This window comes from Mesorhizobium sp. UC74_2, from assembly GCF_042701485.1.
Taxonomy (GTDB): Bacteria; Pseudomonadota; Alphaproteobacteria; order Rhizobiales; family Rhizobiaceae; genus Mesorhizobium.
Window position 1 is genome coordinate 936,647 of the sequence record NZ_CP170562.1, and the last position, 26,528, is coordinate 963,174.

General features: G+C 62.3%; 26 protein-coding genes. 19 read left to right on the forward strand and 7 right to left on the reverse strand.

What is annotated here, in order from left to right:
- Positions 1–59: 59 nt before the first annotated feature.
- The 3 genes from ACFJIU_RS04420 to ACFJIU_RS04430 all read left to right on the forward strand — a co-directional run bounded on the left by ACFJIU_RS04420 (position 60) and on the right by ACFJIU_RS04430 (position 1,103).
- A complete protein-coding gene (locus ACFJIU_RS04420; RefSeq protein ID WP_379067887.1) occupies positions 60–494 on the forward strand; it encodes a tetratricopeptide repeat protein in 435 nt (144 codons plus the stop codon).
- Between the two features lie 95 nt (positions 495–589).
- Positions 590–787 carry a hypothetical protein gene (locus ACFJIU_RS04425; protein ID WP_379067890.1) on the forward strand — a complete coding sequence of 66 codons (198 nt, stop codon included), beginning with the start codon at positions 590–592 and terminating at the stop codon, positions 785–787.
- A 46-nt stretch (positions 788–833) separates the two neighbouring features.
- Positions 834–1,103: a hypothetical protein gene (locus tag ACFJIU_RS04430; protein ID WP_379067893.1), complete on the forward strand. Its 270-nt coding sequence runs from the start codon at positions 834–836 to the stop codon at positions 1,101–1,103.
- Between the two features lie 184 nt (positions 1,104–1,287).
- Here ACFJIU_RS04430 and ACFJIU_RS04435 read toward each other — a convergent pair whose 3' ends face one another.
- Entirely contained in the window at positions 1,288–1,641 is a 354-nt protein-coding gene (locus tag ACFJIU_RS04435) for an ArsR/SmtB family transcription factor (protein ID WP_379067896.1), read from the reverse strand.
- A gap of 234 nt (positions 1,642–1,875) precedes the next feature.
- Between ACFJIU_RS04435 and ACFJIU_RS04440 the strand changes: the two genes are divergently transcribed.
- A complete protein-coding gene (locus ACFJIU_RS04440; RefSeq protein WP_379067898.1) occupies positions 1,876–3,051 on the forward strand; it encodes an MFS transporter in 1,176 nt (391 codons plus the stop codon).
- Between the two features lie 2 nt (positions 3,052–3,053).
- Here the strand turns inward: ACFJIU_RS04440 and ACFJIU_RS04445 are convergent, their stop codons facing one another.
- Both ACFJIU_RS04445 and ACFJIU_RS04450 read right to left on the reverse strand, forming a co-directional pair.
- On the reverse strand, positions 3,054–3,920 hold the full coding sequence (locus ACFJIU_RS04445) for a protein-L-isoaspartate O-methyltransferase (protein WP_379067900.1): 867 nt from the start codon (positions 3,918–3,920) through the stop codon (positions 3,054–3,056).
- Positions 3,921–4,012: 92 nt separating this feature from the next.
- Positions 4,013–5,380, reverse strand: coding sequence for an Nramp family divalent metal transporter (locus ACFJIU_RS04450; protein ID WP_379067903.1), 1,368 nt, complete (start codon positions 5,378–5,380; stop codon positions 4,013–4,015).
- A gap of 280 nt (positions 5,381–5,660) precedes the next feature.
- Here ACFJIU_RS04450 and mntR point away from each other — a divergent pair, with 280 nt between their 5' ends.
- From mntR to ACFJIU_RS04475, 5 genes are all read left to right on the forward strand, one after another.
- Positions 5,661–6,116, forward strand: coding sequence for a manganese-binding transcriptional regulator MntR (mntR, locus tag ACFJIU_RS04455; protein ID WP_379067905.1), 456 nt, complete (start codon positions 5,661–5,663; stop codon positions 6,114–6,116).
- Between the two features lie 83 nt (positions 6,117–6,199).
- Positions 6,200–7,405 carry an MFS transporter gene (locus ACFJIU_RS04460; protein ID WP_379067908.1) on the forward strand — a complete coding sequence of 402 codons (1,206 nt, stop codon included), beginning with the start codon at positions 6,200–6,202 and terminating at the stop codon, positions 7,403–7,405.
- 117 nt (positions 7,406–7,522) lie between these two features.
- Positions 7,523–8,458, forward strand: a complete 936-nt coding sequence (locus ACFJIU_RS04465; protein ID WP_379067911.1) for a neutral zinc metallopeptidase — start codon at positions 7,523–7,525, stop codon at positions 8,456–8,458.
- A 12-nt stretch (positions 8,459–8,470) separates the two neighbouring features.
- Positions 8,471–9,388, forward strand: a complete 918-nt coding sequence (locus ACFJIU_RS04470; RefSeq protein WP_379067914.1) for an aldo/keto reductase family oxidoreductase — start codon at positions 8,471–8,473, stop codon at positions 9,386–9,388.
- A gap of 186 nt (positions 9,389–9,574) precedes the next feature.
- Positions 9,575–10,843: a TCR/Tet family MFS transporter gene (locus tag ACFJIU_RS04475; RefSeq protein WP_379067917.1), complete on the forward strand. Its 1,269-nt coding sequence runs from the start codon at positions 9,575–9,577 to the stop codon at positions 10,841–10,843.
- A gap of 50 nt (positions 10,844–10,893) precedes the next feature.
- Here the strand turns inward: ACFJIU_RS04475 and carA are convergent, their stop codons facing one another.
- The gene (gene carA / locus ACFJIU_RS04480) at positions 10,894–12,096 is read right to left on the reverse strand and encodes a glutamine-hydrolyzing carbamoyl-phosphate synthase small subunit (RefSeq protein WP_379067920.1); all 1,203 of its coding nucleotides are present in this window, start codon (positions 12,094–12,096) and stop codon (positions 10,894–10,896) included.
- A 238-nt stretch (positions 12,097–12,334) separates the two neighbouring features.
- Here carA and ACFJIU_RS04485 point away from each other — a divergent pair, with 238 nt between their 5' ends.
- The 3 genes from ACFJIU_RS04485 (at position 12,335) to ACFJIU_RS04495 (ending at position 14,546) form a co-directional block, all read left to right on the forward strand.
- Positions 12,335–12,787, forward strand: a complete 453-nt coding sequence (locus ACFJIU_RS04485; protein ID WP_379067923.1) for a GatB/YqeY domain-containing protein — start codon at positions 12,335–12,337, stop codon at positions 12,785–12,787.
- A gap of 145 nt (positions 12,788–12,932) precedes the next feature.
- On the forward strand, positions 12,933–13,307 hold the full coding sequence (locus ACFJIU_RS04490) for a YciI family protein (RefSeq protein WP_379067926.1): 375 nt from the start codon (positions 12,933–12,935) through the stop codon (positions 13,305–13,307).
- Complete coding sequence (locus ACFJIU_RS04495) at positions 13,308–14,546, forward strand: RNA polymerase sigma factor (protein ID WP_379067928.1); 1,239 nt, start codon at positions 13,308–13,310, stop codon at positions 14,544–14,546. It abuts the gene before it with no gap.
- 82 nt (positions 14,547–14,628) lie between these two features.
- On the opposite strand, the gene ACFJIU_RS04500 is transcribed toward ACFJIU_RS04495, so the two are convergent.
- Positions 14,629–15,633 carry a polysaccharide deacetylase family protein gene (locus ACFJIU_RS04500; protein ID WP_379067931.1) on the reverse strand — a complete coding sequence of 335 codons (1,005 nt, stop codon included), beginning with the start codon at positions 15,631–15,633 and terminating at the stop codon, positions 14,629–14,631.
- A gap of 88 nt (positions 15,634–15,721) precedes the next feature.
- Here ACFJIU_RS04500 and ACFJIU_RS04505 point away from each other — a divergent pair, with 88 nt between their 5' ends.
- The 5 genes from ACFJIU_RS04505 to ACFJIU_RS04525 all read left to right on the forward strand — a co-directional run bounded on the left by ACFJIU_RS04505 (position 15,722) and on the right by ACFJIU_RS04525 (position 20,316).
- Positions 15,722–16,192: a GNAT family N-acetyltransferase gene (locus ACFJIU_RS04505; RefSeq protein WP_379067935.1), complete on the forward strand. Its 471-nt coding sequence runs from the start codon at positions 15,722–15,724 to the stop codon at positions 16,190–16,192.
- A 186-nt stretch (positions 16,193–16,378) separates the two neighbouring features.
- The gene (locus ACFJIU_RS04510; protein ID WP_379067938.1) at positions 16,379–17,434 is read left to right on the forward strand and encodes a TRAP transporter substrate-binding protein; all 1,056 of its coding nucleotides are present in this window, start codon (positions 16,379–16,381) and stop codon (positions 17,432–17,434) included.
- A 145-nt stretch (positions 17,435–17,579) separates the two neighbouring features.
- On the forward strand, positions 17,580–18,083 hold the full coding sequence (locus tag ACFJIU_RS04515) for a TRAP transporter small permease (RefSeq protein ID WP_379067941.1): 504 nt from the start codon (positions 17,580–17,582) through the stop codon (positions 18,081–18,083).
- A complete protein-coding gene (locus tag ACFJIU_RS04520; RefSeq protein ID WP_379067944.1) occupies positions 18,080–19,519 on the forward strand; it encodes a TRAP transporter large permease in 1,440 nt (479 codons plus the stop codon). Before ACFJIU_RS04515 ends, ACFJIU_RS04520 begins: the two co-directional genes overlap by 4 nt.
- Positions 19,520–19,647: 128 nt before the next feature.
- Positions 19,648–20,316 (forward strand): methyltransferase family protein, encoded by a 669-nt coding sequence (locus tag ACFJIU_RS04525; protein ID WP_379067947.1) that lies wholly within the window; start codon positions 19,648–19,650, stop codon positions 20,314–20,316.
- Positions 20,317–20,333: 17 nt separating this feature from the next.
- Here ACFJIU_RS04525 and ACFJIU_RS04530 read toward each other — a convergent pair whose 3' ends face one another.
- Positions 20,334–21,521, reverse strand: coding sequence for an MFS transporter (locus ACFJIU_RS04530; protein WP_379072956.1), 1,188 nt, complete (start codon positions 21,519–21,521; stop codon positions 20,334–20,336).
- A gap of 110 nt (positions 21,522–21,631) precedes the next feature.
- The gene (locus ACFJIU_RS04535) at positions 21,632–23,296 is read right to left on the reverse strand and encodes a Na/Pi cotransporter family protein (RefSeq protein WP_379067950.1); all 1,665 of its coding nucleotides are present in this window, start codon (positions 23,294–23,296) and stop codon (positions 21,632–21,634) included.
- 438 nt (positions 23,297–23,734) lie between these two features.
- On the opposite strand from ACFJIU_RS04535, the gene ACFJIU_RS04540 reads away from it, so the two are divergent.
- Both ACFJIU_RS04540 and dnaG read left to right on the forward strand, forming a co-directional pair.
- Entirely contained in the window at positions 23,735–24,163 is a 429-nt protein-coding gene (locus ACFJIU_RS04540) for an RcnB family protein (RefSeq protein WP_379067953.1), read from the forward strand.
- A gap of 131 nt (positions 24,164–24,294) precedes the next feature.
- The gene (gene dnaG / locus ACFJIU_RS04545) at positions 24,295–26,235 is read left to right on the forward strand and encodes a DNA primase (RefSeq protein ID WP_379072958.1); all 1,941 of its coding nucleotides are present in this window, start codon (positions 24,295–24,297) and stop codon (positions 26,233–26,235) included.
- The last annotated feature ends 293 nt before the right edge of the window (positions 26,236–26,528 follow it).

Genomic DNA, 26,528 nt, shown 5'->3' on the forward strand with positions numbered 1-26,528 from the left:
TTTCGTCCAGTTCGTCTTCAGCCTGCATCATCTGATACCCGCCGCCCTCGCGAGGAAAGATGTTCAAGTTACTGGCAAGTATAGGCAAGCTGATCTCATGGTTGCGGGCTTCGCCACCCATAGACGAAGCCGATGAACCCTTTCGCTTTACGCCCGAACTCGTTTCTCAGGCGGAACAAGGAGACGCTGTCGCGCAAACGATGCTGGCCACCGCCTACCATGAGGGATTGGGAGTAAAACGAGATCCGGAATCGGCTTATCGCTGGTTCCGCGCTGCGGCGGATCAGGGACACGCAGGGGCGGCGGCGATAGTGGCTGTATCCTATGATTTGGGTATTGTCGTGGAACGCGACCCCGTTATGGCCAGCTATTGGGCAGCACGAAGCAAAGCCGCCGGAAACCAGCTGGGTGATGCACTCTTTGTGTCTTGTGTGGAGAAACTGAATGATGACGAAAGAGCGCGGTTGAAGGAACTTCTTACGCAGTCTGCGTGAGGGCGGTGAACACACGTGACGCGACAGGACGAGCCTGTCGAAAGCTTCCGTGGCTGTCCCGCTCCGATCGTTTGACGGAGAGCAGGAGTGCAAAGATGATCGCCGACTACATTGATCAGTTCATCATGTTCTGCGCGGGGCTCTGGATGTCCGGCGTAGGATTTGGGCTGCTTGCTTTTCCCATCCAGGCCAATCCCGGGCAGCCGGGGTGGTTGGAACATCTCATCGGACATTTCAAGTGGATGGGCCCGCTGCTTGTGGTGATTGCCATCGTGCTGGCTGTTGCCAGGTAGGACGTGTCCGGCTGGACAAATTCCCGCTTGTTCGTATTGTCGCGATATGGGTGGAGCGGGCATTTCGATCGAGCTGAGCGACAAGGAAAAACGCTTCCTGAAGCGTGTCGCGACCATCACCCATTTCCCCTGGTCGAACAAAGTCGCAGCGGCCGATGCAAAGGGCAAATCCATGCGCATTTCCCGCGCCACTTTCGAGCGGTTCAAGGAAGAGCGCATCATCATCCGCACCGGCAGCGGCCTGACGTCCAATTCTTACTCGGTCAATCCGTTTCCCATCGCTCCCGAGGTTGAGGAGATCAACCTTTCGTCCTGACAATCCAATACGCGCAGGCTTCGCGCTAAACGGACAAGGTCAGACGCGATGCCATAGAGGATACCGAATCTTGCGCTGACGGGACCTCTGTGTTCTGCACGGGCGATCGAGTTTATTGCTCGGCATCGGTCACGGTCCAACAGGGTCTCGGACCGTGTCGATTCCGTTGCCATGGCCGACGGACCTATGCCACTTCGAGCGTGTCCTCGAGCTTGGGGAGCCCCGCGTGTTCGGCCCCGGCAACGATGCTGTCGAGCAGGCCGGGGAAGCGCTGGTCGAGATCGTCCCGGCGCAGCGTGAGAAAGCGCTGCGTGCCGACCGCTTCGGTGCGGGTGACGCCCGCTTCGCGCAGCTTGGCCAGATGGTAGCTGAGATTGGTCTTCGATCCCAACGCCAGGAAGCGGCTGCAGCTCATCCGCCCCTTGCCGCCTTCGCGGCGGGCGAGGTGGGCGACGATGGCCAGCCTTGTCGGATCACCCAGCACGGAAAGCACCAGCGGCAGGCTGATCTGATCGGGGGTCGGGTGGGGCAGGGTCATCGACATGCGTTCAAAGGTAGGGCCGTTTTCGGCCTGATTCAATGCGCCGGCAAACCGCGCGCCTGGACGGTCCGCTGACATGATGCTGGCAGGAGTGTTGTGCCATGGAATTGAAAAACCGCCAAGCCTTGTTCAAATATTCAATGTTTTTTGAACAAAGGCCTCGTTGCGGACGATTGACAAATCGCCAGGGCAGGTTCAATTGTTCAATAATCTTTGAACTAAGGACATCCCATGGACAAGCGCCTCTACTGGCTCGCGCTCGGCTCGTTCACCATTTCGACCGAGGGCTTTGTCATTTCCGCCCTGCTGCCGGAGATCGCAGCAGATGCCGGCATCTCGGTGCCTGTGGCGGGGGTTCTGATCACCGCTTTCGCGCTGGCCTATGCCGTCGGTGCGCCGGTGCTGGCGACACTGACTGGCGACTGGGATCGTCGCCGCATCATTCTGTGGACGCTGGCTTTCTTCGTGCTCGGCAACATCGTGGCCGGACTTTCGTCTTCCTTCGCGGTGCTGCTTGCAGCGCGCATCGTCATGGCGCTGGCGTCGGGTCTCTTTGCCGCCACCGCCCAGGCAACGGCAGTCGCGCTGGTCGACGCGCATCACCGTGCGCGCGCCATCTCCGTGGTGGTCGGCGGGACGACCGTGGCGGTGGCGGTGGGAGCACCGCTCGGGGCGCTTTTGGGAACCTTCGCCGGCTGGCGCGGCACCTTCTTTGCGGTGGCGGCGCTTGGAACGCTGGCGGGGCTTGTCCTGGCCTGGCGCCTGCCGCGCGGGCTGGTTGGTACCCGGCTGCCACTCAGTGAGCGGCTGCGCGCGGCACTGCGCCCTGGCATTCTGCCGATCCTTGTCCAGACCCTGCTGATCCTGACCGGTGCCTTCACGGTCTTCTCCTACATCGCACCGCTCGCAATCGAAGGGGCAGGTCTAAACGAACTCGCCTTGCCGGGCCTGCTGCTCGCCTTTGGCATCGGTGCGGTTCTCGGCAACATCACAGGCGGGCAGATGGCGGATCGCTTTGGTGCCACGCGCACCGTTGCGTGGTCGTTCGGACTGGTCACCATCGTTCTGGCGCTGATCTCGGCCGTCCCGGTCCTGCCGCGTCCGTTCGCGGGGCCTGCGCTGTTCGCGCTGATCGCTGCCTGGGGCCTGATCGGCTGGGCTTTCCCGCCGGCGCAGGCCAGCCGCATCGTGAAGCTGGCGCCGGATGCCGCGCCGATCGTGCTCTCGCTCAATGCATCGGCGCTTTATCTCGGCGTCGCGCTGGGAGCGGTGGTCGGTGGCGTAGTGCTGCAATATGGCAGCACGGTCGATCTCGGTATCGCCGCGGCCCTGTTCCCGCTCGTCGGGCTCGTCTTGCTGCTGCTCAGCCTGCGCGTCGCAAGGCTGACGGCGATGCCCGCCGAATAGGCTCAGACAGGCCGTCGGCCATCAGGGCTCTTCGACGAGAACCAGACATCGCCGAAGATGGCGGTGGCGGTTGCGTCGGGAGCCCTGTCTTTCGTGATGAAGACGGAACGGCTGTGTTTTGCCTCATCTGAAGTCGGTATCTTGATGGACGCACCGTCCGGTCCAAGGGCTGAGGCACCGACGCAAGGGATGAACCACGAACGCATGAAGGGCTGGCAGGCAAAACCTTTTTCCTGTCGCGTCACCATGACGGCAAGGCCGATCTTTTCCGCCGGGCGCCAGGGAAAGACAAGCCGTCCTCCGGGTTTCAACGCCTGCAGCCAGGAAGCGGGCGGAGCAATGGCGCCGGCATTGACATAGATGACGTCCGACGGTTGCAGTTCGGCATGCACGGCGTCGCCGTGTACCACGCTCACATGATCATAGGCCGTGAGATTGGCGGTCGCACGGGCGGCGAGATGCGCCTCATACTCATAGGCTGTCACCTTGCCGCCGGGAGCCACGAGCCTGGACAGGATCGCGCTGTAGTAGCCGGTGCCGGCGCCGATATGGGTAATGTGCTCGCCAGGCTTCGGCGCTATCTTTGTCATCCACATGGTGTGCAGCAACGGTTCGCCGTTGTTGATGCCCTTGTCGCGGTCCAGCGCCACAAGATGGTTCTGGTAGAGATGGACCGGATCGGCGCTCGGTGTTTCGATGGCACGACGGCCGGATGTCCAGGGAATGACGATCACCGTCCAGGGACCTGGACCGAGAAAATCCTCGCGTGGGACGGTGGCAAGGGCCTCTTCCAGGCGCGGATCCTGCGCGCCGGCATTCGCGGCAAGCAGCCGGGCATAGAAGCAACGGGCTTCGGCGACACGGGTCATGGGTCTTTTGAAAACCTTGCGGCGGTGTGGACACGATATCCGCACAGCCGCAAGCATAGCCTATTTTTGAAGTCGGCGTATCCGCTGCCGCTTCAAGCGACGCCAGTGAAGATGTCGTAGAGCAGCTTGAAGTTGAGCGAGAGGATCAGCGCGGCGACGATCCAGGCCAGCACTGCGACCCATCTGGAGATCGCAAATGAACCCATCTTGTTGCGGTCCGATACGAATTGGACAAGAGGGACCACGGCAAAGGGAAGCTGCATCGACAGGATCACCTGGCTGAGCACCAGGAGTTCGGCCGTGCCCTTTTCACCATACAGCGCGGTGACGAACACGACCGGGATGATGGCGAGACCGCGGGTGAGCAGACGACGTGCCCAGTGCGGGATGCGAAGGTGCAGGAAGCCCTCCATCACGATCTGGCCGGCCAGCGTCGCCGTCACCGTCGAGTTGAGGCCCGAGGCGAGCAGGGCAATGGCGAACAGTGTCGAGGCAATGCCGAGGCCAAGCAGCGGCGAGAGAAGTTCGTAGGCCTGGCCGATCTCGGCGACATTCTGGTTGCCGCTGCCGTGGAACGCAACGGCCGAAACGATGAGGATGGCGGCGTTGACGAACAGTGCCAGCATCAGCGCGATGGTGGAGTCCAGCGTCGCCCACTTGATGGCGTCGCGCTTGCCGGACTCCGTGCGTGGATAGGCGCGGGTCTGCACGATCGATGAGTGCAGATAGAGGTTATGCGGCATCACCGTCGCGCCGATGATGCCCATGGCGATGTAGAGCATGGCCGGGTTGGTGACGATCTCGGACGACGGCACGAACAGGCCGTGCAGGATCGAGCCGGGCTCGGGCGCTGCCGCGAAGATCTGGATGGCAAAGCAACCGAAGATGATGATGAGCAAGGCGACAACGAAGGCTTCGAGATAGCGGAAGCCCTTGTTCATCAACAGAAGCACCAGGAAGGCGTCGAGCGCGGTAATCAGCGCGCCGCCAATGAGCGGGATGCCGAACAGAAGATTGAGGGCGATGGCCGTGCCGATAACTTCGGCAAGATCACAGGCGATGATGGCGAGTTCGCAGGCCACCCACAGGGCGTAGGCGACCGGCTTTGGGTAGTAAGCGCGACAGGCCTGGGCGAGATCGCGGCTGGTGGCGATGCCGAGGCGGGCGGCCAGTGCCTGCAGGAGGATCGCCATCAGGTTGGACAGCATGATGACGAAGAGCAGCGTGTAGCCGAATTGCGCGCCGCCGGCGAGATCGGTCGCCCAGTTGCCGGGGTCCATATAACCGACCGAGACCATGTAGCCCGGTCCCATGAAGGCAAACAGACGTCGGAACCATGTGCCGGTTGTGGGGACGGCGATGGAGGAATTGACTTCCGGGAGGCTCGGTCGCCCATCGCCCATCGGCCGGAAGAAGGCCCGTTGGGAAGGCATCGTTTCGGTGGCGCCCGCGTCTTGCATGCGAAGTCCTGCTGGAGTCTGGAGGGTTTACCCCCTGAATCTATGCCGCTGCTCAACATTATGCAATATGCTATATTTCATTGTCTCGGCTTTTTGATTGCACGCCGGTTTTCGCCTAAAGGCGATGTAATGTACCCGATTGAATCGCCTGCCGCGCACCGGAACTACAGGGTTCCCGGCCTTGGGAGCCGAAAACATAAAAGGTCCTGAAAAATCAGAGCCTGTGCTATAAATGCGAAAGGCCGGATCAAACCGGCAGCAAAACATCGAGGAGAAACGATTGGCGTCGAGACCGAGATCCGTCCCGCGCGATGAGCCGCTGCCGGATGCCGAAGTGCATTCGGAAGGCTTCCGGCATACCCGCGAAGCACGCCGCAGCGCGCTGGTGGAGGACTATGTCGAGTTGATTGCCGACCTGATCGAGGATGGCAACGAGGCGCGCCAGGTCGATATTGCTGCCCGGCTCGGTGTGGCCCAGCCGACGGTCGCGAAGATGCTGACCAGGCTTTGCGCCGACGGGCTGGTGTCGCGGAAGCCCTATCGTGGCGTGTTCCTGACGGAAGCTGGGCGCAAGGTGGCCGACGAAAGCCGTATCCGCCACCAGACGGTGGAAGCTTTCCTGCGCGCGCTCGGCGTCAGCGCCGAAACCGCGCGCATCGATGCGGAAGGCATCGAGCACCATGTCAGCGCGGAAACGCTGGAAGCAATCCAGCGTGCCATGGCGAAGGGCCTGTAGATCGTTTCCACCGATGGCCGCGGCCGTCATCGATCTGAAATCGAAGGCGGCTAAGCGAGGGGCTTGATCGTCGAAATTGCCCCATGCCTTTCTTTCGCCTCCCAGGACACAACATTCGGCTCCTTGCTGTACTGGCGATCGCACAGATAGCCGGCTGGGGCACTGTCGGATTGCTGGCGGTGACCGGCTCGAAAATAGCCGCCGAACTTCAGCTGAGTTTGCCGACCATTTTTGCCGGGACCTCGGTGCTGTACGCGTCGATGGGACTTTGTGGACCCGCGCTTGCTCCTGTTTTCACGCGCTGCGGCGCGCGCAAGGTGATGATTTCGGGCTCGATGCTTGCTGCGCCGGGCTTTGGCCTGCTTGCCGTTTCGCAAGGGCCGGTTTCCTATTTCGCTGCCTGGGCGATCCTTGGCATAGCGGGAGCCGGGATGCTGTCGACAGCAGCCTACATCTATCTCAACGAAGTGCTCGGCCGGGAAGCCAAAGGCGCGATCAGCGCCCTGATGCTCATGACCGGCTTGTCCAGCAGTATCTTCTGGCCGCTGACGGCGTTTCTGGTCGAGCACCTCGGCTGGCGTTCGAGCTGCCTTATCTTCGCCTGTGTCATGGTTTTCGTCTGCCTGCCGCTGTACGGACTCGGCCTTCCGGCTCGACCTCCCGCACACCTTGCCTTGGCGCCGACGGCGCCAGGCCGCGGGCGTACTGCTGTCGGAGGCCGAACTTTCTACCTGATCGCGTCGGCGATCGCGTTGAATGCCTTCGTCACCTACGGCCTGTCGGCCGTCCTGATAGAGCTCCTCAAGGCGCGGGGGCTTCCGTTGACGGAAGCTGTGGGCCTGGCATCGATGCTGGGCATCGTCCAGGTCGCGGCGCGCGGCCTCGACTTCCTGGGTGGTGGGCGCTGGGACGGAATTACCACCGCCATTGTTGCCGGCGCGGCTCTGCCGCTGGCGCTGATGCTGCTGATCCTTGGCGGCAACGGCTATGCAAGTGTCCTTGTCTTCATCATCGTCTATGGTCTTGCCAGCGGCGCGCTTGCGGTGGCACGCGCGACCATTCCGCTGGCCTTCTACGACAAGGCGGATTACGCACGGGCGGCATCACGCATCGCGCTGCCGCTCAATCTGCTTTCGGCGTCATCTCCGCCGATCCTGGCGGCGCTTCTCAGCCACTTCAACGGCAACGCGGTGCTCGCATTGACGGCCGTATGCTCGGCGCTGGCATGGACAATCCTGGTCTTGCTCAGCAAGCGACGTCCGGCACCCTCGGTGATTGGTCGGTGCTGATTTGCAGTCCGGCGGGCATGCTCGCGGAACGAAAAATCCTGTGACTTGCCGCAACCGTTGCGATAACACTGCTATCGTTCGGCCTTGCGGCCGAAGCGAATTATGCGAGGAGTTGCCATGCTCTGGAAGGGTCGCCGGCAGAGTGACAACATCGAGGACAACCGCACCGACGGCGGTGGTGGTTTGCCGGGTGGTCTCGGTGGCGGTCCCGGCCAGTTCCGCATCCCTATCGGTGGCCGCGCCGGCGGTGGTGGGCTGTCGACCATCATCATCCTGGTGGTGCTCTATTTCGGGCTGAAGTTCCTCGGCATCGATCCGATGCAGGTCCTGGGCGGCGGTGGCGGCGGGTTACTGCCCGGCGACGACACGCAGATCAGCCAGTCCGGCCAGCCGAGCCAGAATAGTGCGCAGGCCAATGACGAGATGAAGCAGTTCGTCGCGACAATCCTTGCCGAAACGGAAGACGTCTGGACCGGTATCTTTCAGGCCAATGGCCTGACTTATGAACAGCCGAAGCTGGTGCTGTTCTCCGGCCAGATCCGCTCTGCCTGCGGTTTTGCCAGTTCCGCATCAGGGCCGTTCTACTGCCCGAGCGATCACAAGGTCTATCTGGACACGGCCTTCTTCGACCAACTGTCGCGGCAGTTCGGTGCCTCGGGCGATTTCGCCGAGGCCTATGTGATCGCGCACGAAGTCGGTCACCATGTGCAGAACCTCACCGGCGTCCTGCCCAAGTTCAACCAGATGCGGCAGCGCATGAGCGAGGCCGACGCCAACCAGATGTCGATGCGGGTCGAACTGCAGGCCGACTGCTTCGCCGGGGTCTGGGGCCGCTTCACTGCACAGAAGGGTATTCTGGAGCAGGGCGATCTGGAAGAAGCGCTGAACGCGGCCAAGCAGATCGGCGACGACACGCTGCAGAAGAAGATGCAGGGCTATGTCGTGCCGGAAAGCTTCAACCACGGCACCTCGGCGCAGCGCCAGCGTTGGTTCAAGGCTGGCTTCGATTCAGGCAAGCTGTCGTCCTGCGATACCTTCAACAACCCGATCTGACGGCTGTCCGGCATGGCGACCGAGAAGCGCATCGCGCTTGACGCGCAGCTTTCGCTGTCGCGGCTGGTTTTCGGGGCATGGCGGCTGCTCGACGCGCCGGAGCGCCCCGATGCACTGGCCGTGGCGCGCCTTGTCGGCACGGCCGTCGATCTTGGTCTGACCAGTTTCGACCATGCCGACATCTATGGCGATCACGGCGTCGAGGCAGCCTTCGGTGCTGGCCTCGCTGCCTGGAAGGGCAGGCGCGAGAACATCCAGCTCGTCACCAAATGCGATATCATGCTGGTCTCGCAGAGCCGTCCGGACAACTGGATCACGCACTACAACACCAGCGCAGCGCATATCGCGGCGTCGGTGGAGCGATCGCTTGCCAATCTCGGCACCGACTATCTGGATCTCCTGCTTCTGCATCGACCGGACCCGCTGATGCATGCCGACGAAACGGCACGGGGCCTGGAAAACATGGTGCGCTCGGGCAAGGTGCGGGCGGTGGGGGTGTCCAACTTCACGCCCTCGCAGATCGATCTGCTTGCCTCGCGGCTGCCGGTTCCGGTCGTCACCAATCAGATCGAGCATTCCGTTCTGGAAACGTCCGCGCTGTATGATGGGCGGCTCGACCATGCGCAGCGGCTAAGCTATGCGCCGATGATCTGGTCGCCGCTTGGTGGCGGGGCACTGTTCACCGGCGAGGGCGAGCGTGAGGAACGGGTGCGGAAGGCGCTGGCCAGGGCAGCGGATGCGTATGGCACAGGCGACATCTCGGCGGTCGCGATCGCCTGGCTGTTGCGCCACCCGGCAAGACTGATCCCGGTATTGGGCACGATGAAACCGGAGCGGCTCGCCCAACTGGCCAAGGCACTCGACATCGAGCTCGACCGCCAGCACTGGTTCGCGATCCTGGAAGCCAGCGAGGGCAGGCCGGTGCCATAGTTTGGCAGCAATGAAGCGTCTGTCAGCCGATCGACCAGTGTTCGACAGATTGCCTCGCAAAACCGGCCCTGTCCTGACGGCTGCTGTCAGGAGAAAGTTCAGGCGGTCGTTCTTTCATTGTTCCTATGGCAAGCTTCGCCTATAAGAACCGTCCGCCGCAGACCGGCGGATGAGGGAAGAGCCACCATGTTGGAAGCCAAGACGGCCAGACGGGGCCTGATCCTCGTCTTCACCACGCTTTTGCTCGATATCATCGGTTTCGGCATCATCATGCCGGTGCTGCCGGCCTATCTGCAGGAGCTGACCGGTGTCAGTGTCAGCGAGGCAGCCATCGAAGGCGGGTGGCTGTTCTTTGTCTACGCCGCCATGCAGTTCGTATTCGCGCCGATCATCGGCGGCCTCAGCGACCGCTTCGGCCGTCGTCCCGTGTTGCTTGCCTCGGTGCTGACCTTCTCTATCGACAATCTGATCTGCGCCATCGCCTGGTCCTACCCGATGCTGTTCATCGGGCGGGTGCTTGCAGGCATCTCCGGAGCCAGTTATTCGACCACTTCGGCCTTCATCGCCGATATCTCGACCGACGAGAACCGAGCCAAGAATTTCGGTTTGCTCGGCATCGCTTTCGGCGTCGGCTTCGTCATCGGCCCTGTGCTCGGCGGCCTGCTCGGCACATTCGGGCCACGCGTGCCCTTCTACTTTGCAGCCGGGCTTGCACTGCTCAATTTCATCATCGGGTACTTCCTGTTGCCCGAAACGCTGGAGAAGAAACATCGCCGCCGCTTCGAGTGGAAGCGTGCCAACCCGGTTGGAACGCTCATGCAGATGCGCAACTATGAAGGTATTGGCTGGATCGGGCTGGTGTTCTTCCTGATGACGCTCGGCCACATGGTCTATCCGGCGGTGTGGTCGTTCGTTTCCACCTATCGCTACGGCTGGAGCGAACAACAGATCGGCTTCTCGCTTGGCGCCTTCGGCCTGTGTGGCGCCATCATCATGGCAACGGTCCTGCCACGTGTCATTCCCGCGCTCGGCGAATGGCGCACGGCAGCGATCGGGTTGACGTTCACCGCGGCCAGTGCCGTTGGCTATGCTTTCGCCATGCAGGGCTGGATGATCTACGCCGTTATCGTGGCGGGCTGCCTGGAGGCGCTCGCGGACCCGCCGCTACGCAGTCTCGCCGCAGCCAAAGTGCCGCCTTCGGCGCAGGGCGAATTGCAGGGAGCGATGACCTCGATCTTCTCGATCACCTCCATCATCACGCCGTTGCTCTACACAGCGATCTTCTCGTGGTTCACCGGGCCCAACGCACCCGTTTTGTTCGGCGGCGCTCCCTACCTGCTGGCCGCGTTTTTCCTGGCCATGTCGGTACTTGTGTTTGTCACCAAGGTAGCGAAACCGACGCCGAGGGAGGTCGAGCATATGCATGCGCAGGAGGGCGCGGCCGGCGGTCATTGACATGAAGAAGGCGGCCAGGGCCGCCTTTTTCATTTACCGAATTGGAAACGTCAGCCCCGCTCGGGCAGTGCCGGTTCGCCCTTCCTCGCACGGATCAGGTTGGCAAAGCGGCGGAACAGATAGTGCGAATCCTGTGGGCCTGGGGAGGCTTCAGGGTGGTGTTGCACTGAGAAAACCGGACGGCCTTTCAGCGTGATGCCGCAGTTCGAGCCGTCGAACAACGAAGTGTGGGTCTCATCGACGCCTTCCGGAAGCGATTTGGAATCGACCGCGAAGCCGTGGTTCATGGACACGATCTCGACCTTGCCGGTGGTGTGATCCTTGACCGGATGGTTGGCACCGTGATGGCCCTGGTGCATCTTCTCGGTCTTGCCGCCGAGCGCCAGCGCCAGCATCTGGTGGCCGAGGCAGATGCCGAACACCGGGATATCGGTCTTGAGCAGGTCCTTGATGACCGGGACGGCATACTCGCCTGTTGCAGCCGGATCGCCGGGGCCGTTTGACAGGAAGATGCCGTCCGGCTTCATGGCCAGGATCTCGTCGGCGCCCGTCTTGGCCGGCACCACGGTGACCTTTGCGCCAAGGCCCGCGAGCAGGCGCAGGATGTTACGCTTCACGCCGTAGTCGATTGCCACCACGTGCATGGTGGGTTCTGCCTGTTCACCATAACCTTCGTTCCAGGCCGAGGGCATTTCCTTCCAGACCGAGGATTGCCCGGATGTGACCTCCTTCGCGAGGTCGAGACCGACGAGGCCGGACCACGCGGCGGCGCGGCGCTTCAGATCGTCGATGTCGAACTTGCCGTCGGGAGCATGCGCTATGACGGCATTGGGCATGCCCTTCTCGCGGATCAGCGCGGTGAGCGCGCGTGTGTCGATGCCGGACAAAGCGACGATACCGCGACGCTTCAGCCACTGGTCGAGATGGCCGGCGGCGCGGAAGCTGGACGGGTCGGTGACATCGGCCTTGAAAATGGCGCCGACCGCGCCGGCACGCGCGGCCGGGTTGAGGTCCTCGATGTCTTCGTCATTGGTGCCGACATTGCCGATATGGGGAAAGGTGAAGGTGACGATCTGGCCGGCATAGGATGGGTCGGTGAGGATTTCCTCGTAGCCGGTGAGCGCAGTGTTGAAGCAGACTTCGGCGACGGCTGAACCCGAGGCGCCCAGGCCACGCCCTTCGATGACCGTGCCATCGGCCAGCACCAGCAGGGCTGTCGGCGTTTCAGTGGTCCAGGGGGCAGTGGCGGCCATGGCGGCTCTCCATCAAGAGGCGAACAAATGGCAACCGTTCCGGTCACAGACTGCGCGCCAAAAAGCGCCGGGCAGCTTTGCCCGCGCCAATCCATGTAACCAGTCTGGTTGCAAGGCCCTCCCTTAAGTGAAGGGGCGGGCACGGTCAATCGTTGGGGGCATGAGGAGGCAGGATTTGTGACGCAAGCTTGTGATTTCGACCGAAATGCCATTTATCAGGTCAAAACCAAGGAGCAGGATGATGCGCGATAAGGTCACCGAAGAGGTCAAGGCAGCCATGAAGGCGGGCGACAAGCCGCGGCTCACCACGCTGCGGCTGATCCAGTCGGCGATCAAGGACCGCGACATCGCCAACCGAGGCAATGCCAAGGACGCCGCCAGCGACGATGAAATCCTGCAGATCCTCGCCAAGATGGTGAAGCAGCGCGAGGAATCGGCCAAGGCTTTCGAGGATGGCGGCCGGCCGGAGCTAGCCGCCAATGAACGTGCCGAGATCGACATCATTCGCGATTTCCTGCCCAAGCAGATGGATGCCGCCGAGACCGAAGCCGCGATCCGCGCCGTCATCGCCGAGACGGGCTCGGCCGGTGTCAAGGACATGGGCAAGGTCATGGCTGCGTTGCGCGAAAAATTCGCCGGGCAGATGGATTTCGGCAAGGCCAGCGGCGTGGTGAAGGGCCTGCTGGGTTAGAATAGCCGAGCAGGGCAGGGAAGGCGACGGTTCGGCCGCCTTCCCTAGGATTGGAAGTTTTTCCAAGATTTTTTTCGAGCGATGTCGAATCCATGTCGGGCCATTCGACAAGGGGTGTCAACAACGCACCGCAAGGAGATAACCCGTGCGCTATATCTGCCTGATCTACTATGATGCAAGAAAGCTGTTCGACGGCAGCGCCGAATCCAACGCCGCGCTCGCCGAATGCGCCAACCACGATGAGAAGCTTAAGGAAAGCGGCCATTTCGTCGCCGGCGAGGCGCTCGAATTGCCAAGCAGCGCCATGACAGTTCAGGTGCGCGACGGCAAGATGTCGTCCACCGATGGACCCTTCATGGAAACCCGCGAGATGCTGGGCGGCATCATCGTCATCGATGCCCACGACCTCAACGAAGCGGCGCGGGTTGCCAGCACCCACCCGCTGGCCCGCATCGGCTCGATCGAAGTGCGGCCTGCGGTGGATTTCTCGACGCCGCCTCCCACACTGGCCGATCTCTGAGTGACCGAAGCCGGGGCACGCGCTGCCGTCGAGGCGGTTTACCGCACCGAAAAGCGGCGCGTGCTGGCAACGCTGATCCGGTTGCTCGGCGGATTCGAGGCGGCGGAAGAGGCCTTGCATGAGGCCTTTGCCGCCGCCACGCAGCGCTGGCCAGTCGATGGCGTGCCGGCCAATCCTTACTCCTGGCTGGTTTCGACCGGCCGCTTCAAGACCGTTGATCGCTGGCGTCGTCAGGCAAGGCTCGCCGCGGCCGTACCGGCTCTGACCGCCCTGGCCGACACGACTGTTGAAACTGTGTTGCCAGAGACAATCCACGACGATGAACTGAGGCTGATCTTCACCTGCTGCCACCCCGCGCTGGCACCGGACGCGCGCATCGCGCTGACATTGCGCGAGGTCGCCGGGCTGACCACGGAAGAAATTGCCCGCGCCTACCTGGCGCCGGCACCGACGATCGCGCAGCGCATCGTGCGAGCGAAGGCGAAGATCCGCGACGAGGCGATCCCCTATGAAGTGCCCGACCGCGCCGAATTGCCGGCCCGCATCGAAAGCGTGCTGAAGGTGATCTACCTCGTCTTCAACGAAGGCTATGCCGCCACCGACGGACCGGAACTGACCCGGGCCGACCTGGGTGCAGAGGCGATACGGCTTGGACGGCTGGTGGTGGAGCTGCTGGAGGAACCGGAGGCGCTTGGTCTGCTGGCGCTGATGCTGTTGCATGAATCCAGGCGGGCAGCACGCGTTGATGCCGCGGGCGACCTTGTGCTGCTGGAGAACCAGGACCGTTCACGGTGGAGCAGGGAACTGATCACGGAAGCCCTTGGCCTTATCGAACGTGGCTTCGCCATGCGGCACGTGGGGCCTTATCTGCTGCAGGCGGCGATCGCGTCCGTTCATGCGGGAGCTGCCAGCATCGACGACACCGACTGGACGCAGATCGTTGGCCTCTATGACACGCTGCTGCGTGTCGACCCTTCGCCGGTCGTGTCGCTCAATCGTGCCGTGGCCATCGGCATGCGCGATGGGCCGACGACAGGACTGACGGCGGTAGAAGCGGTGCTGAGTACGGGTGCTCTCGACGACTATCATCTGGCGCATGCGGCACGCGCAGACATGCTGCGCAGGCTTGGGCAGACCGGGGCCGCCCGGAGTTCCTACATGCATGCGCTGGAATTGGCGCGGCAGCCGGCCGAGCGCCGTTTCCTGGAGGCGCGGCTGGCCGAGATCGATAGCGGCTGAGCTAGCGCAATTCCACGGCTTTTCGTCCGGAATTCCGTAAAACAAACAGTGCTTCCGCGTTTCCGTAAGAAACGGAAACTCTCTAGCGACCGTATTGCACGACCCAGTCGGGCGGCTCCTTCTCGGCGCTGCCGTTGACCTTGACGTCGTATTGCCTCGCCCACCGGTAACCCCACATCGGACCAAACTTGGTCGCAGTCGTCAGCGGCTTCTGATAGACGGGATCGGCCTGGGCCGCTTCCAGCGTGGTGAAGCGATATCCGGCTTCTTCGAACAGGATCAGGATACGGTCGAGGGTAACGGCATTCAGGCTGTTCACATGCAAAAGCATGATAGCCGGCGGTTCATGTCCCAGGACCTGACGATTGAGATCCGCATAATAGGCGATCTGCTCCCTGGTGTGCTCGAGATAGGCGGCAGTGATCCGCTCGGCCTTGGCCGCATCTTTCGCAGCGACGGCCTTTTCATAGGCGCGGTCGAAAAGGTAGTCGGACGTGTCGATGGTGGAAGCGGCAAGGGTGTAGCCGTGTTTCGCGGCCACGGCCGCGATCGCCAGCTGCTTCTCTGGCGTGTTGCCAACATGGTTGTAGGGCAAGCGCAGGAAACGTGGCGTCGCGATCGCCGACCGGAACAGGTATGGGCCGATGCTGCGTTCGCCGTCGACGATTTCCTTTTCGATGGCATCGATGTCCAGCCCGTTGCTGTCGGCGTGGGAATAGGTGTGGTTGCCGAGACCGAGCCCGGCGTCGCCCCAGTCCTTCAGAACATCCTTGCCGAGCGGGCCAAGCTGCTCCACGCGCTTTTCGACGACGAAGCCGGTTGCTGGCACGGCATGTGACTTCAGCACGCCGAGAATGTCGCGGTTCACTTGTCGAACGGCATCGAGCGTCAGCGGCACCGGTGCTTCCGGATTGGCCGCGTTCACATGCGGCAGGTCGTCAAAGGTGATCGCAACGGTTCGCGCCGCGGTCGATTCAGCGGCCTGCAACCCGACCGGACCACATTGGGAAAACAGTGCAAGGCCCGTGAGGACTGTGGCCACTGCGGCAAGCCTGCCTTGGGCAATGGTCTTTCTGATCTGGGTCATTTTCGCTTCAAGGCACTGTGGTCATCTGGCGTCTTGTTCGGGCATGTTCATTGCGTCTGCATTGCGGAGAGGATCAAAAAGCACGGTCGTGGAAGAGAAAACAGCCTCCATCGTTCTACGCGACGCTTATCCAGCCGAGCGTCGCTCCCTCGAGGAACTGCAATGGCGGGCCTCATTGGTGCATCCGGCCTATCGCGATGCCCTGTTCGAGAATAGAAGCATCGTGCATCTGCCCGCAGAGCATCTTTCCGACGGCGGCGGTATCGTGGCGGAGATCGACGGCAAGGTGGTGGGTTTCGCCATCATGCTGCCGGTCGTAGGCGGAGAATCAGAACTTGATGGTCTCTTCGTCGAGCCGGAAATGGCAGGACACGGCGTCGGCAGGGCGTTGGTCGAGGAAGCAAGACGGCGTGCCGGGCGTTCAGGTGCCGTACTGCTTAAGGTCGTCGCCGCGCTGGAAGCGGAGGGGTTCTATCACCGCTGCGGTTTTGAGTTGCTTGGCGAGACGGAAACCTTGCTCGGCAAGGCATTGGTCATGGAACTGCGCCTGCGTGGCTGACGGCACAAGTCGGTGGAGGTGGATCGTTCACCGCTCTTCACGGCATTGGCTTCTGCGATGAAGGACGCTACCAATTTCATATTGTGAAATTTCTGGCTGGCATTTGCTTGACAAGGCCCGGCACAGCCTACAAGTTCCGCATTGTAGATAACGCGTTAACTATCGACTGTTCCAGGGAGGATGGGAATGGCCATTTCGCGTCGTAAATTCATGCAGGGTTCCGCTTCGCTTCTGGCGGCGCCGACGCTGCTCGGCAGTACGGGTGCCCGCGCGCAGGACACCGTGACGCTCAAGCTGCATCACTTCCTGCCGCCCGTATCCAACGTGCATTCCAAATTGCTGGAGCCATGGGCGAAGCAGGTGGCCGCCGACAGCGGCGACAAGCTGAAGATCGAGATCTATCCAGCCATGCAGCTCGGCGGCAAGCCGCCGCAGCTTTATGACCAGGCGCGCAACGGCGTCGTCGATATCGTCTGGACATTGCCTGGCAATACGCCCGGACGATTCCCATCGACCGAAGTGTTCGAACTGCCCTTTGTCGCGGCGTCGAAGGCCACAGCCAATGCACCGGCGGCGCAGGAATATGGCGAAGCCAACCTGGCCAAGGAAACCGCAGACGTCAAACTGCTGTCATTCTGGGCGCATGACCAGGGCCTGATCCACACCAACAAACCGATCGCCAAGATGGAGGATCTTGCCGGCCTCAAGCTGCGGAACCCGACCAGGCTGGCCGGCGAGGCGCTTTCGGCGCTCGGCGCGGTCTCGGTGTCGATGCCCGTTCCGCAGACGCCGGAAGCCTTGGCGCAGAAGGTGATCGACGGCGCGGTGATCCCCTGGGAAGTCGTGCCTTCGATCAAGGTCGATGAACTGACCAAGTACCATACTTCGGTTCCCGGCACGCCGACGCTCTATACGGCCACCTTCTTCCTGGCCATGAACAAGGATCGTTATGCCGGGTTGCCGGACGATCTGAAGGCGGTGCTCGACAAGAACTCGGGCATGACCTTTGCCAAGCTGGCCGGCAGGATGTGGGACGATGTCGGCACGCAAGTGGCCGAGAAGGTGAAGGCCAGCGGCAAGAATACTGTTTCCGAGATCAGCGAAGAGGAGAAAGCCCGCTGGGTCGAGGCGACGAAGCCCGTCCGCGACAAATGGGTCGAGGACATGAAGGGCAAGGGTCTCGATGGTGCTGCGCTGCTTGAACAGGCCAAGACGCTGATCACCAAATACAGCGCGGCTTGATGTCTGGAGCGTCTTTCACGGAAACGCGGAAACGCTCTGGTTCTTTGTTGCGCAATTCCGGACGGAACACCGTTGCACACTTTTTCCGGAATTGCTCTGGCGTGGTCGGCTGCGCCTTTGCATTGATCCGCATGAGGGAGGTCTGATGGAGGCGCAATCGGGATCGCCGGGGCGCTTCGCCCTTGTCGCTGAAAAGATAGCGGCCGCCGTGGCGATTGCAGGCGGCCTGCTGATCCTGATCGTCGCAGGGCTCGTTACCACAAGTGTGGTCGGTCGCTGGCTGTTCAGCAAGCCGATCCCGGCCGACTATGAATTTGTCGAGATCGGCATCGGCGTAGCAGTCTTCGCCTTCCTGCCCTACACGCAGATGCGAAACGGCCACATAGCGGTCGATACTTTCACGCAGCGCCTCCCGGCCAGGGTGAATGCCAGGATCGATGCGGTTTGGGATCTCGTGCTCGCCGCCTTCCTCGGCTTTTTCGCCTGGGGGCTGGTTTCCGGCGCACAGGAGTCCTTCCAGTACAATGAAACCATGGTTCAGATCTCCTGGCCGATCTGGCCGGTCTACGCCGTTTGTGCGGTCCTTGCTGCCGTGGCCTTTCTTGGTGCATTGGCGGTTGCCGTGCTGAAGTTCGGAGGCCGTACGTGAGCGGCGTCCAACTTGCCCTTCTCGGTTTCGCGGCGATGCTGGTGCTGATCGCCATCCGCATGCCGATCGCGCTTGCCATGCTGGTGGTCGGGGCAGGGGGCTATGCCTATCTCTCCGGCTGGAATGCGCTGTTCTACTACCTGCAGACCAATACCTACCGGCAGTTCGCCTCCTATACGCTTTCGGTCATTCCGCTGTTCATCCTGATGGGGGCGCTGGCCGAGCGTTCCGGTATGGCCGCGACGCTGTTCCAGGCAGCGGAGCGGCGGCTGGGCAAGACACGCGGCGGTCTGCCGATGGCAGTCATCCTTGCCTGTACCGGTTTTGGCGCCATCTGCGGTTCCTCGGTTGCGACCACCGCGACATTCGGGCGCGCGGCGATGCCGGAACTGCGGCGAGCCAAAGTCGACCTCGGCCTCGCCACGGGCACGATTGCGGCAGGCGGCACGCTGGGCATCCTCATCCCGCCCTCGGTCATCCTGGTCATTTATGCCATCACCGCCGAGCAGAACATCGCCAAGCTGTTCCAGGCGGCGCTCATTCCCGGCCTGCTGGCTGCTGCCTTCTACTGCATCGCGATTGCCGTCGTCGTGCGGCGGCGGCCGGAATTGGCCCCGCCTGTCGAACGTGAGGTCGAACGCCTGCCACAACCGGCGTGGGCGCGCCCGGCGGGTGGCCTGGTTGCATTGGCTGCCATCGGCGCGGGGTTCTTCGGGCTGGTCAGCATAACAGTCGCGGTGCTGGCGGCGATCATCGGGCTGGTGCTGCTGGTAGCCGATTTCGCGCTGGTGCCCGCTGCTGCCGTCGCGGTCATCGTCGTGGGCGGCATATATGGCGGTGTCTTCACCCCGACCGAGGGAGCGGCGGTCGGTGTCATCGTCATGCTTGTCTTCGGGCTCGCGCAGCGCAAGCTCGATGTCGGCAACATGCGCGAGGCGCTGCTGCAGACGGCCGAGACCTCGGGCATGATCTTCCTGATCCTGCTTGGCGCGGAAGTGTTCGGTGCTTTCCTGGCACTGACGCGCATGCCTTCCACCGTTGCCGAGATGATCGGCAATTCCGGCATGGCTCCCTATGCGGTGCTGGTCGGCATGCTGCTGGTCTATATCGTGCTGGGCGCGGTCATGGACGAACTGGCGATGATCCTGCTTACCCTGCCGGTCTTCGTGCCGATCGTGCTGGCGCTGGATTTCGGCATGAGCGCGGAGGATGTGGCGATCTGGTTCGGCATCCTCGTGCTGGTGGTGGTCGGCATCGGGCTCGCCGCGCCGCCGATCGGTCTCAATGTCTTCATCATCAACAAGATCGCCGGCGATGTGCCGATCACCCGCACCTATCGCGGAGTGATGCCCTTCGTCATCGCCGACGTGATCAGGCTGGCGCTGCTGACGGCGTTGCCAGTGCTCTCGCTATGGCTGGTGCGTGTGCTGAACTAAGCTCAAGCAGCCTTGTTGCGAGGGCGGCGCTTATTGATCGCAGCATGAAGTCCATTGCAGCGCTGCCAGCGAAATTGACGCGGGCCATGAGGCGGCCGAATATCTCTGCACGTCGAAGCGAGGCGGCCATGATCCGCTATTATCTGCAATTGATTGTCTGGATGCTGTTCATGGCGGGGATCACCTTTCTCGCCGCCGGCACGCTCGCCTATCCAGCCGGATGGACGATGATCATCCTGTTTGGTGGCGGTGGCATTGCGATGATTGCCTGGCTTGCACACCGTAGCCCGCAATTGCTGCGGGAACGGATGGCGTCGCCGATCCAGAAGGACCAGGAGGGCTGGGACAAGATCTGGCTGTCGCTGTTCACGCTCGCCTTCTTTGCGTGGTTCGCGTTCATGCCGTGGGATGCGGCACGGTCGAACTTCATGGCCGTGCCCATGTGGCTCCAGATCACCGGCGGCCTTCTGATTCTCGCGAATTACGCAGGTTGCTTCTGGACCTTCAACGAGAACACCTTCGCGGCGCCCGTGGTGAAGATCCAGGAAGGCCAGACGGTGATCGACACCGGACCCTACGCGCTGGTGCGCCACCCGATGTATTCGAGCGCGCTGCTTCTGTTCTTCGGCATGCCGCTGCTGCTCGGTTCGTGGAGCGGTCTCTGGGGTTCGCTGGTGCTCAGCCTCGCTTTGGCATGGCGTTCCGTGAACGAGGAAAAGGCGCTGCGGCGTCAGTTCGTCGACTATGGCGACTACAGCCAACGCGTGCGCTATCGGCTGATCCCGTATCTCTGGTAGGGCGCACGCTTTCGGGATTACTCAGCTGCACTCGCCGGCATGGGTGGCCGCAGGCCGCTGCGGCGCTCGGCGGCGTAGGAGATGACCGCTACGGCAAACGCCACGACCATGGCGACGATGCCGAGCACGGGCAGGATGCGATAGCCGTAGCCGGCGCTGAGGATCATGGCACCGACTGAAGAGGCGAGCGCAATGCCGATGTTGAAGCCTGACGGGATCAGCGACGAGGCAAGGTTGGAGGCGTCGGCTGTCCAGGACAGGATACGGGCCTGGATCGGAGCACCGATGGAGAAGTTGAGTGCTCCCCACAGGGTGATCGCCACGACCATCGGCAGCGGGTAAGGACTGACCAGATAGACGATCGTCAGCATCACCGCCTGCAGCGCGAACATGGTGATGAGTGACGGCATCAGCTTCCAGTCCGCCAATCGCCCGCCGACGAAAACGCCGATCGTGGCGCCGACGCCGTTGAGCAGGAGAACCCACGGCACCTGCGCCTTGGTCAGCCCTGTGACTTCCTCGAGAAATGGGGTGATGTAGGTATAGAGCGTCATCTGGCCCATCATCAGCATCAACATCAGGATGAGCGAGGTCCATACCTGCTGGCGGCCCAGAGCCCGCACTTCATGCGCCAGCCCGGCCGGTCTCGCGGAGGCTCCGGTGGCGCGGGGGAGGAGAACCGCCATGGCCAGCAGGGAGGCGACACCCAGCAGGCTCATCACCCAGAAAGTGGCGCGCCAGCCCCAGAGATTGCCGATCGCGGTGCCGACCGGTACGCCGATGATGTTGGAAACAGTCAGGCCGGACAGGACCAGCGCGATCGCCATGCCGCGCTGTTCGGGGCGAACCAGGCCGACGGCAACCACCATGGCGACGCCGAAATAGGCGCCATGTGCAACTGCGACTGCCACGCGCAGCGCCAGCATCGACAGGAAATCGGGTGCTACGGCGCAGGCGACCTGGCCGATGGTGAAGGCAACGGCAAGGGCAATCAGCAACGTCTTGCGCGAGACCCTCGACGTGGCGAGCGTCAGCAGCGGACCGCCGATGGCGATGCCGAGTGCATAGCCGGAAACGAGGTAGCCGGCGCTCGGAATGGAGACACTCAGACCTTCCGCCACCTGTGGCAGCACGCCGGCGATGACGAACTCGGTCGTGCCGAAAGCAAAAGCGGCAAGGAAAAGGGCAATCAGGGGAAGCGGCATCATATTGCTCAAAAGGCCTATGAAACGGCCTCAGAACACGATCGCGTCTGTCAGGCAATCCAGAAATCGTGGACCACGGTTTAGTTTTTCTGGATAGCCATCCGTTGCGGTCAGCTGGCGCGCAGGCGGGAATCGCTGAGCAGGCCACGCTTTTCCAGCACCGGATAGGCGATGGAGGCGAGCAGCGAGTTGATCTGTTTCAGGTCGCGAATGGTGTCGAGATGGATGCTGCTGGTTTCGATGCTGTTGGGCGAGCCATCGCGCAAACGCAGGAAATGCGCCTGGCTGGTCTGCTTCTCATGGTCGCGCAACCGGTCCTTTTCCTCAACGATCTGACGAGCGGTCTCGGCGTCGCTGGAAACCAGCACGTTGAAGGCCAGCCTTGCGTTGGCAAGCACCGAAGCGTGGAAGGCGGTGAGTTCCCGCCAGCCCTCGGGTGTGAATTCCAGTCCGCGCTCCATCTTCTTGCGCACCAGGGGCAGCATATTGCGCACGATGATGTCGCCAACCTGTTCGAGCTTGACGCAGGCACCGATCAGTTCCTGGCAACGCAAGGCCTCGTCCTCGGTGAGCGAGTTCTTGGTCACCTTGGCGAGGTAGAGCTTTATGGCGGCGTGCTTCTGGTCGACCCGGTCGTCAAGGGCTGCGAGCGCCTTGATCTTGTCTTCGTCGGCCTGTTCATAGAGGTCGATGACGCGCTTCAGCATGATCTCGACGGTTTCGCAAACGCGCACGACTTCGCGGGTGGCGTTGCCGAGCGCCTGCGACGGCACGTTGAGCGCCGCTTCATTGAGTGCCGACAGTTCGGTGACCTGGAAGGGGTCCGCCGGAGCTTCCTTGGCGCCCATTGCCACGATCTTCTGGGAGGCCCTGTAGACGAGCCCGGCCAAAGGCAGGCCTGCCAGCAGGACGATGACGTTGAACAGGATATGCGCGTTGACGATCTGGTCCGGCCCGGTGTTGCCGAGGAACGTCACCGGTGGTTTGAGGGCAAGGAATAGGGTCAGCATCAGCAGCGAGCCGAGCCCGCGCATCAGAAGGTTGCCAAGCGGCACGACACGCACGGCCGGCTCGGCGTTGCGGGTTAGCAGGGGTGCTATGATCGACGAGCCGAGATTGACGCCCAGCACCAGGACGATACCGAGATCCGGCGGGATGAAGCCGCGCCCGGCCAGCGTGGTCATCAGGAGCACTGCGGCGATGCTCGACTGGAACAACCAGGTGGCAAGCGCCGCCAGAAGATAGGCGGTAACGGGGTCGCCCTTGAAATAGTCGATGATGACGGGCAGCAACTGGCTCTCGCGCAGCGGCTCGGAGGCCTGGCCGATCATCTCCAGCGACAGGAGGAGAAGGCCGACGCCGATGAGGATGCGGCCGATCTGGCGCCAGTCGCGCCGTTCGGTGGCCATGAACATGATCGTGCCGGTGATCAGGCAGATCGGCACGATCAGCGTCAGATCGAAGGTGAGCAGCTTGACGACCAGCGCCGAGCCGATTTCGGCGCCGCGCACCGCGAGCTGTCCGGCCATGCCGGAGACAATGCCGGCACCGGCAAAGGAGCCGACCAGCAGCGTGACAGCCGTCGAACTCTGCAGTGCGATCGCCAGCGCGGTTCCCGTCAGCACCGCCAGCAGCGGGTTCTTCATGGTGCCGCGCAGCTTCAACCGCAACACATCGCCATAGGCGCGCTCGACACCGGTCTTCACCATCCGGGTGGCAAACAGCATCAGCGCCACGGCACCGGCCAGATGCAGGAGCACGACCGAGCCGCTCATGGACGCAGCCTCGATACGCAGCGCACGGCATGCCGCAATCCGTCAGGATTTGCGGCTGGACGCTTGGCCGGTGGAGCCAAACTGGCGTCGGCCTGATTTGAAACAGAGTTCATCATGAAAGCTACATATAGGGCAAAAGAGCCGATTCTTACATTAGCCGGATAATAATTTGCTGTTGATGTCGCCATGCTTCGACGAGCGGCGGCCGGTGTCGGATTTGGACATGGACGGCCATGCCGTGTCGTTGGTCGATATGAAACGCATGGACGGGTCAGCTGTTGCAAAGCGCTGGGTCAAAGAGACAGGATTATTCTTCGGGAAGGTTCGGAAAGTCTTCTAACCATCAGTGTTCATTACAAAATTGTAATGCTGCCATTCAGTTTTGGTTCATGTTGTGAACTCTATTTCCGTCGTGTGTACAAACGAGGAGTTACACCCATGAAACGTCTTGTTCTCTCGGCCATGGCCGTTTCGATGCTGGCGGCATCGACCCTGCAAGGCTTCGCAGCACCAGTCGCGACGATCTCCGTGCCGCAGTCGAATGTCACCCAGGTCCAGTGGCAGGAGCCGATCCGCAAGGATCGTCGTTACGAAGAGCGGCGCCATGGCGACCGGCGTTACGACAACCGCTACGACCGTCGCACAGTCGAAAAGCGCGTGATCATCCGCAGGGAAGTGGTGCGTGAGCCGCACTGGAAAGCTGGCCAGCGTTATCGGGAATGGAAGCGCTATCAGGGCATTCGCGACTATGATCGCTACGGGCTGCGCCGCCCGGGTACCGGCCAACAGTGGATCCGCGTTGGCGATCAATATCTGCTTGTCGGTATTGCCACCGGCCTGATCGCCGGCGCACTTGCCGCGCGCTGAGTCGGAATTCTTCCGAGAAAAAAAAGCGGTCCATCGGGGCCGCTTTTTTCGTTGTCGTCACCGTCTGTGAAAACCGGGCATTGCCAGCGATTACGATAGCCAGTTCCGGCGGTCGTGCTTATATGATCGCCATGCGCTTTCCCCCGACCTTCCTCGACGAGATACGCGACCGCGTGCCGATCTCCTCGCTGATCGGCCTGCGCGTGGCCTGGGACAGGAAGAAGACCAATGCGCCGCGCGGCGACTATTGGGGGTGCTGCCCGTTCCACGGCGAAAAGACGCCATCGTTCCATTGCGAGGACAAGAAGGGGCGCTACCACTGTTTCGGCTGTGGTGTTTCGGGCGACCATTTCCGCTTTCTCACCGAGCTGGACGGCATGAGCTTCCCCGAGGCGGTCGAGCGCGTTGCCGAGATGGCCGGCGTGCCGATGCCTGCGCGTGACGAACAGGCGGAGCAGCGCGAAAAGCAGCGCGCCAGCCTTACCGATGTCATGGAGATGGCGACTGCCTTCTTCCAGGAGCGGCTGCAGGGTTCCGAAGGGGCCAGGGCGCGCGCTTACCTGCGCGAACGCGGCCTGACGCCGGCGACACAGCAGTCGTTCCGGTTGGGTTTCGCGCCGGACAGCCGCAACGCGCTGAAGGAGTTCCTGGCCTCGAAGGGGGTCGAGAAGGCGCAGATCGAGGCCTGCGGGCTGGTGGTGTTCGGCGACGATATCCCGGTCTCCTACGATCGTTTCCGCGACCGCATCATGTTTCCGATCCCGGATTCGCGCGGGCGCATCATCGCCTTTGGCGGGCGCGCCATGTCGGCGGACGTTTCGGCGAAATACCTGAACTCTCCCGAGACCGAGCTCTTCCACAAGGGCAATGTGCTCTACAATTTTGCGCGTGCCCGCAAGGATGTGGCGCGCGGCGGCACGGTGATCGCCGTCGAAGGTTATATGGATGTGATCGCACTGGCGCAGGCCGGTTTCGAGAACGCAGTGGCACCGCTCGGCACGGCGCTCACCGAAAACCAGATGGAGTTGCTCTGGCGCATGTCGGCTGAGCCGGTCTTGTGTTTCGACGGCGATGGCGCCGGCCTCAAGGCCGCCTGGCGAGCGGCCGACCTGATCCTGCCGTCGGTCCAGTCCGGACGCACCGCGCGTTTCGCGCTTCTGCCCGAAGGCAAGGACCCCGACGACCTGGTCAAGGCTGACGGCCCGGACGCCTTTCGTGCGGTGCTTGCAGAAGCACGGCCGCTGGCGGACCTGATCTGGACGCGTGAAACCGGGGGCAAAATCTTCGAGACACCGGAGCGCCGCGCCGAACTCGAAAAGACGCTGCGCGAGATCACCAGCCGGATCCGCGACGAAAGCGTCCGCTATCACTACCAGCAGGAGATGCGCGAACGCGTACAAAGCTTCTTTGCGCCGCAACGCGGAGGACGTCCTCCGCGGACCGGTGAACGTGGCGAACGAGGCCAGGGCAACCGGCAGGGCGGGCAATGGTCGCGCGGGGCTGGCGCTGCCGGGCGCAATGCGATCACCGAAAGCCTCGGCCGCTCGGCACTGGTGAAACGCGCTGGTGACGTGATGTCGGTGCGTGAGGCAACCGTCATGGTGGCGCTCGTCAACCACCCGGCACTGATCGACGAGAATTTCGAGCATGTCGAGTTCCTTGACCTCGCCAACAGCGACCTGCGCCGGCTGCATGCCGCGCTGCTGGATGCGCTGGCGCATGACCAGGCGAGCGACCGCGACACCATCATCGAGGCGATCGACCGCATTGGCTGTCGGGAGATATGGGAGCGGGCAGTGGCGCTGATCCGCCGCACCAGACAGTGGCCGGCGCTGGAAAGTGCTGCGACCGACGATGCACGCGACGCCTTCAACCAGGTGCTGCACTTGCACCGCAGCCAACGCACATTACATAGGGAGCTGAAGCAGGCCGAAGCGGCGCTCGCCAGTGATCCCACCGATGAGAATTACCGGCATCTGGTCGAAATCCAGGCGCAGTTCCGCGACGTGCAGGCAACAGAAGCATTGATCGAAGGGTTTGGCGTATCCTCCGGCCGGGCGGGCAGGGCATAGCCGACCAATCAGGCGCGCCTAATTGATTCGCTTTTTTAAGGCGAATCATGCGAGAGGCGCTTGACCTTCTGGCAGAATGACGGAATCAGAACGATTCGAAACGTTAACCCATGCCCGGCATCGGCGCTAAATGACGATGTATGCACTGGACGGGAAGGGAAACCCGCCACAGATATCAGGGTTAATCTGGACTTAAGTGAGAAGCAGGTACTGGCATGACTGGCGCGTTTGTGAACGAGCGCAACTGATTTGTCAGCAGCGAAGCGGCCCCTTGGACGGCCGCCTGGAGAAGA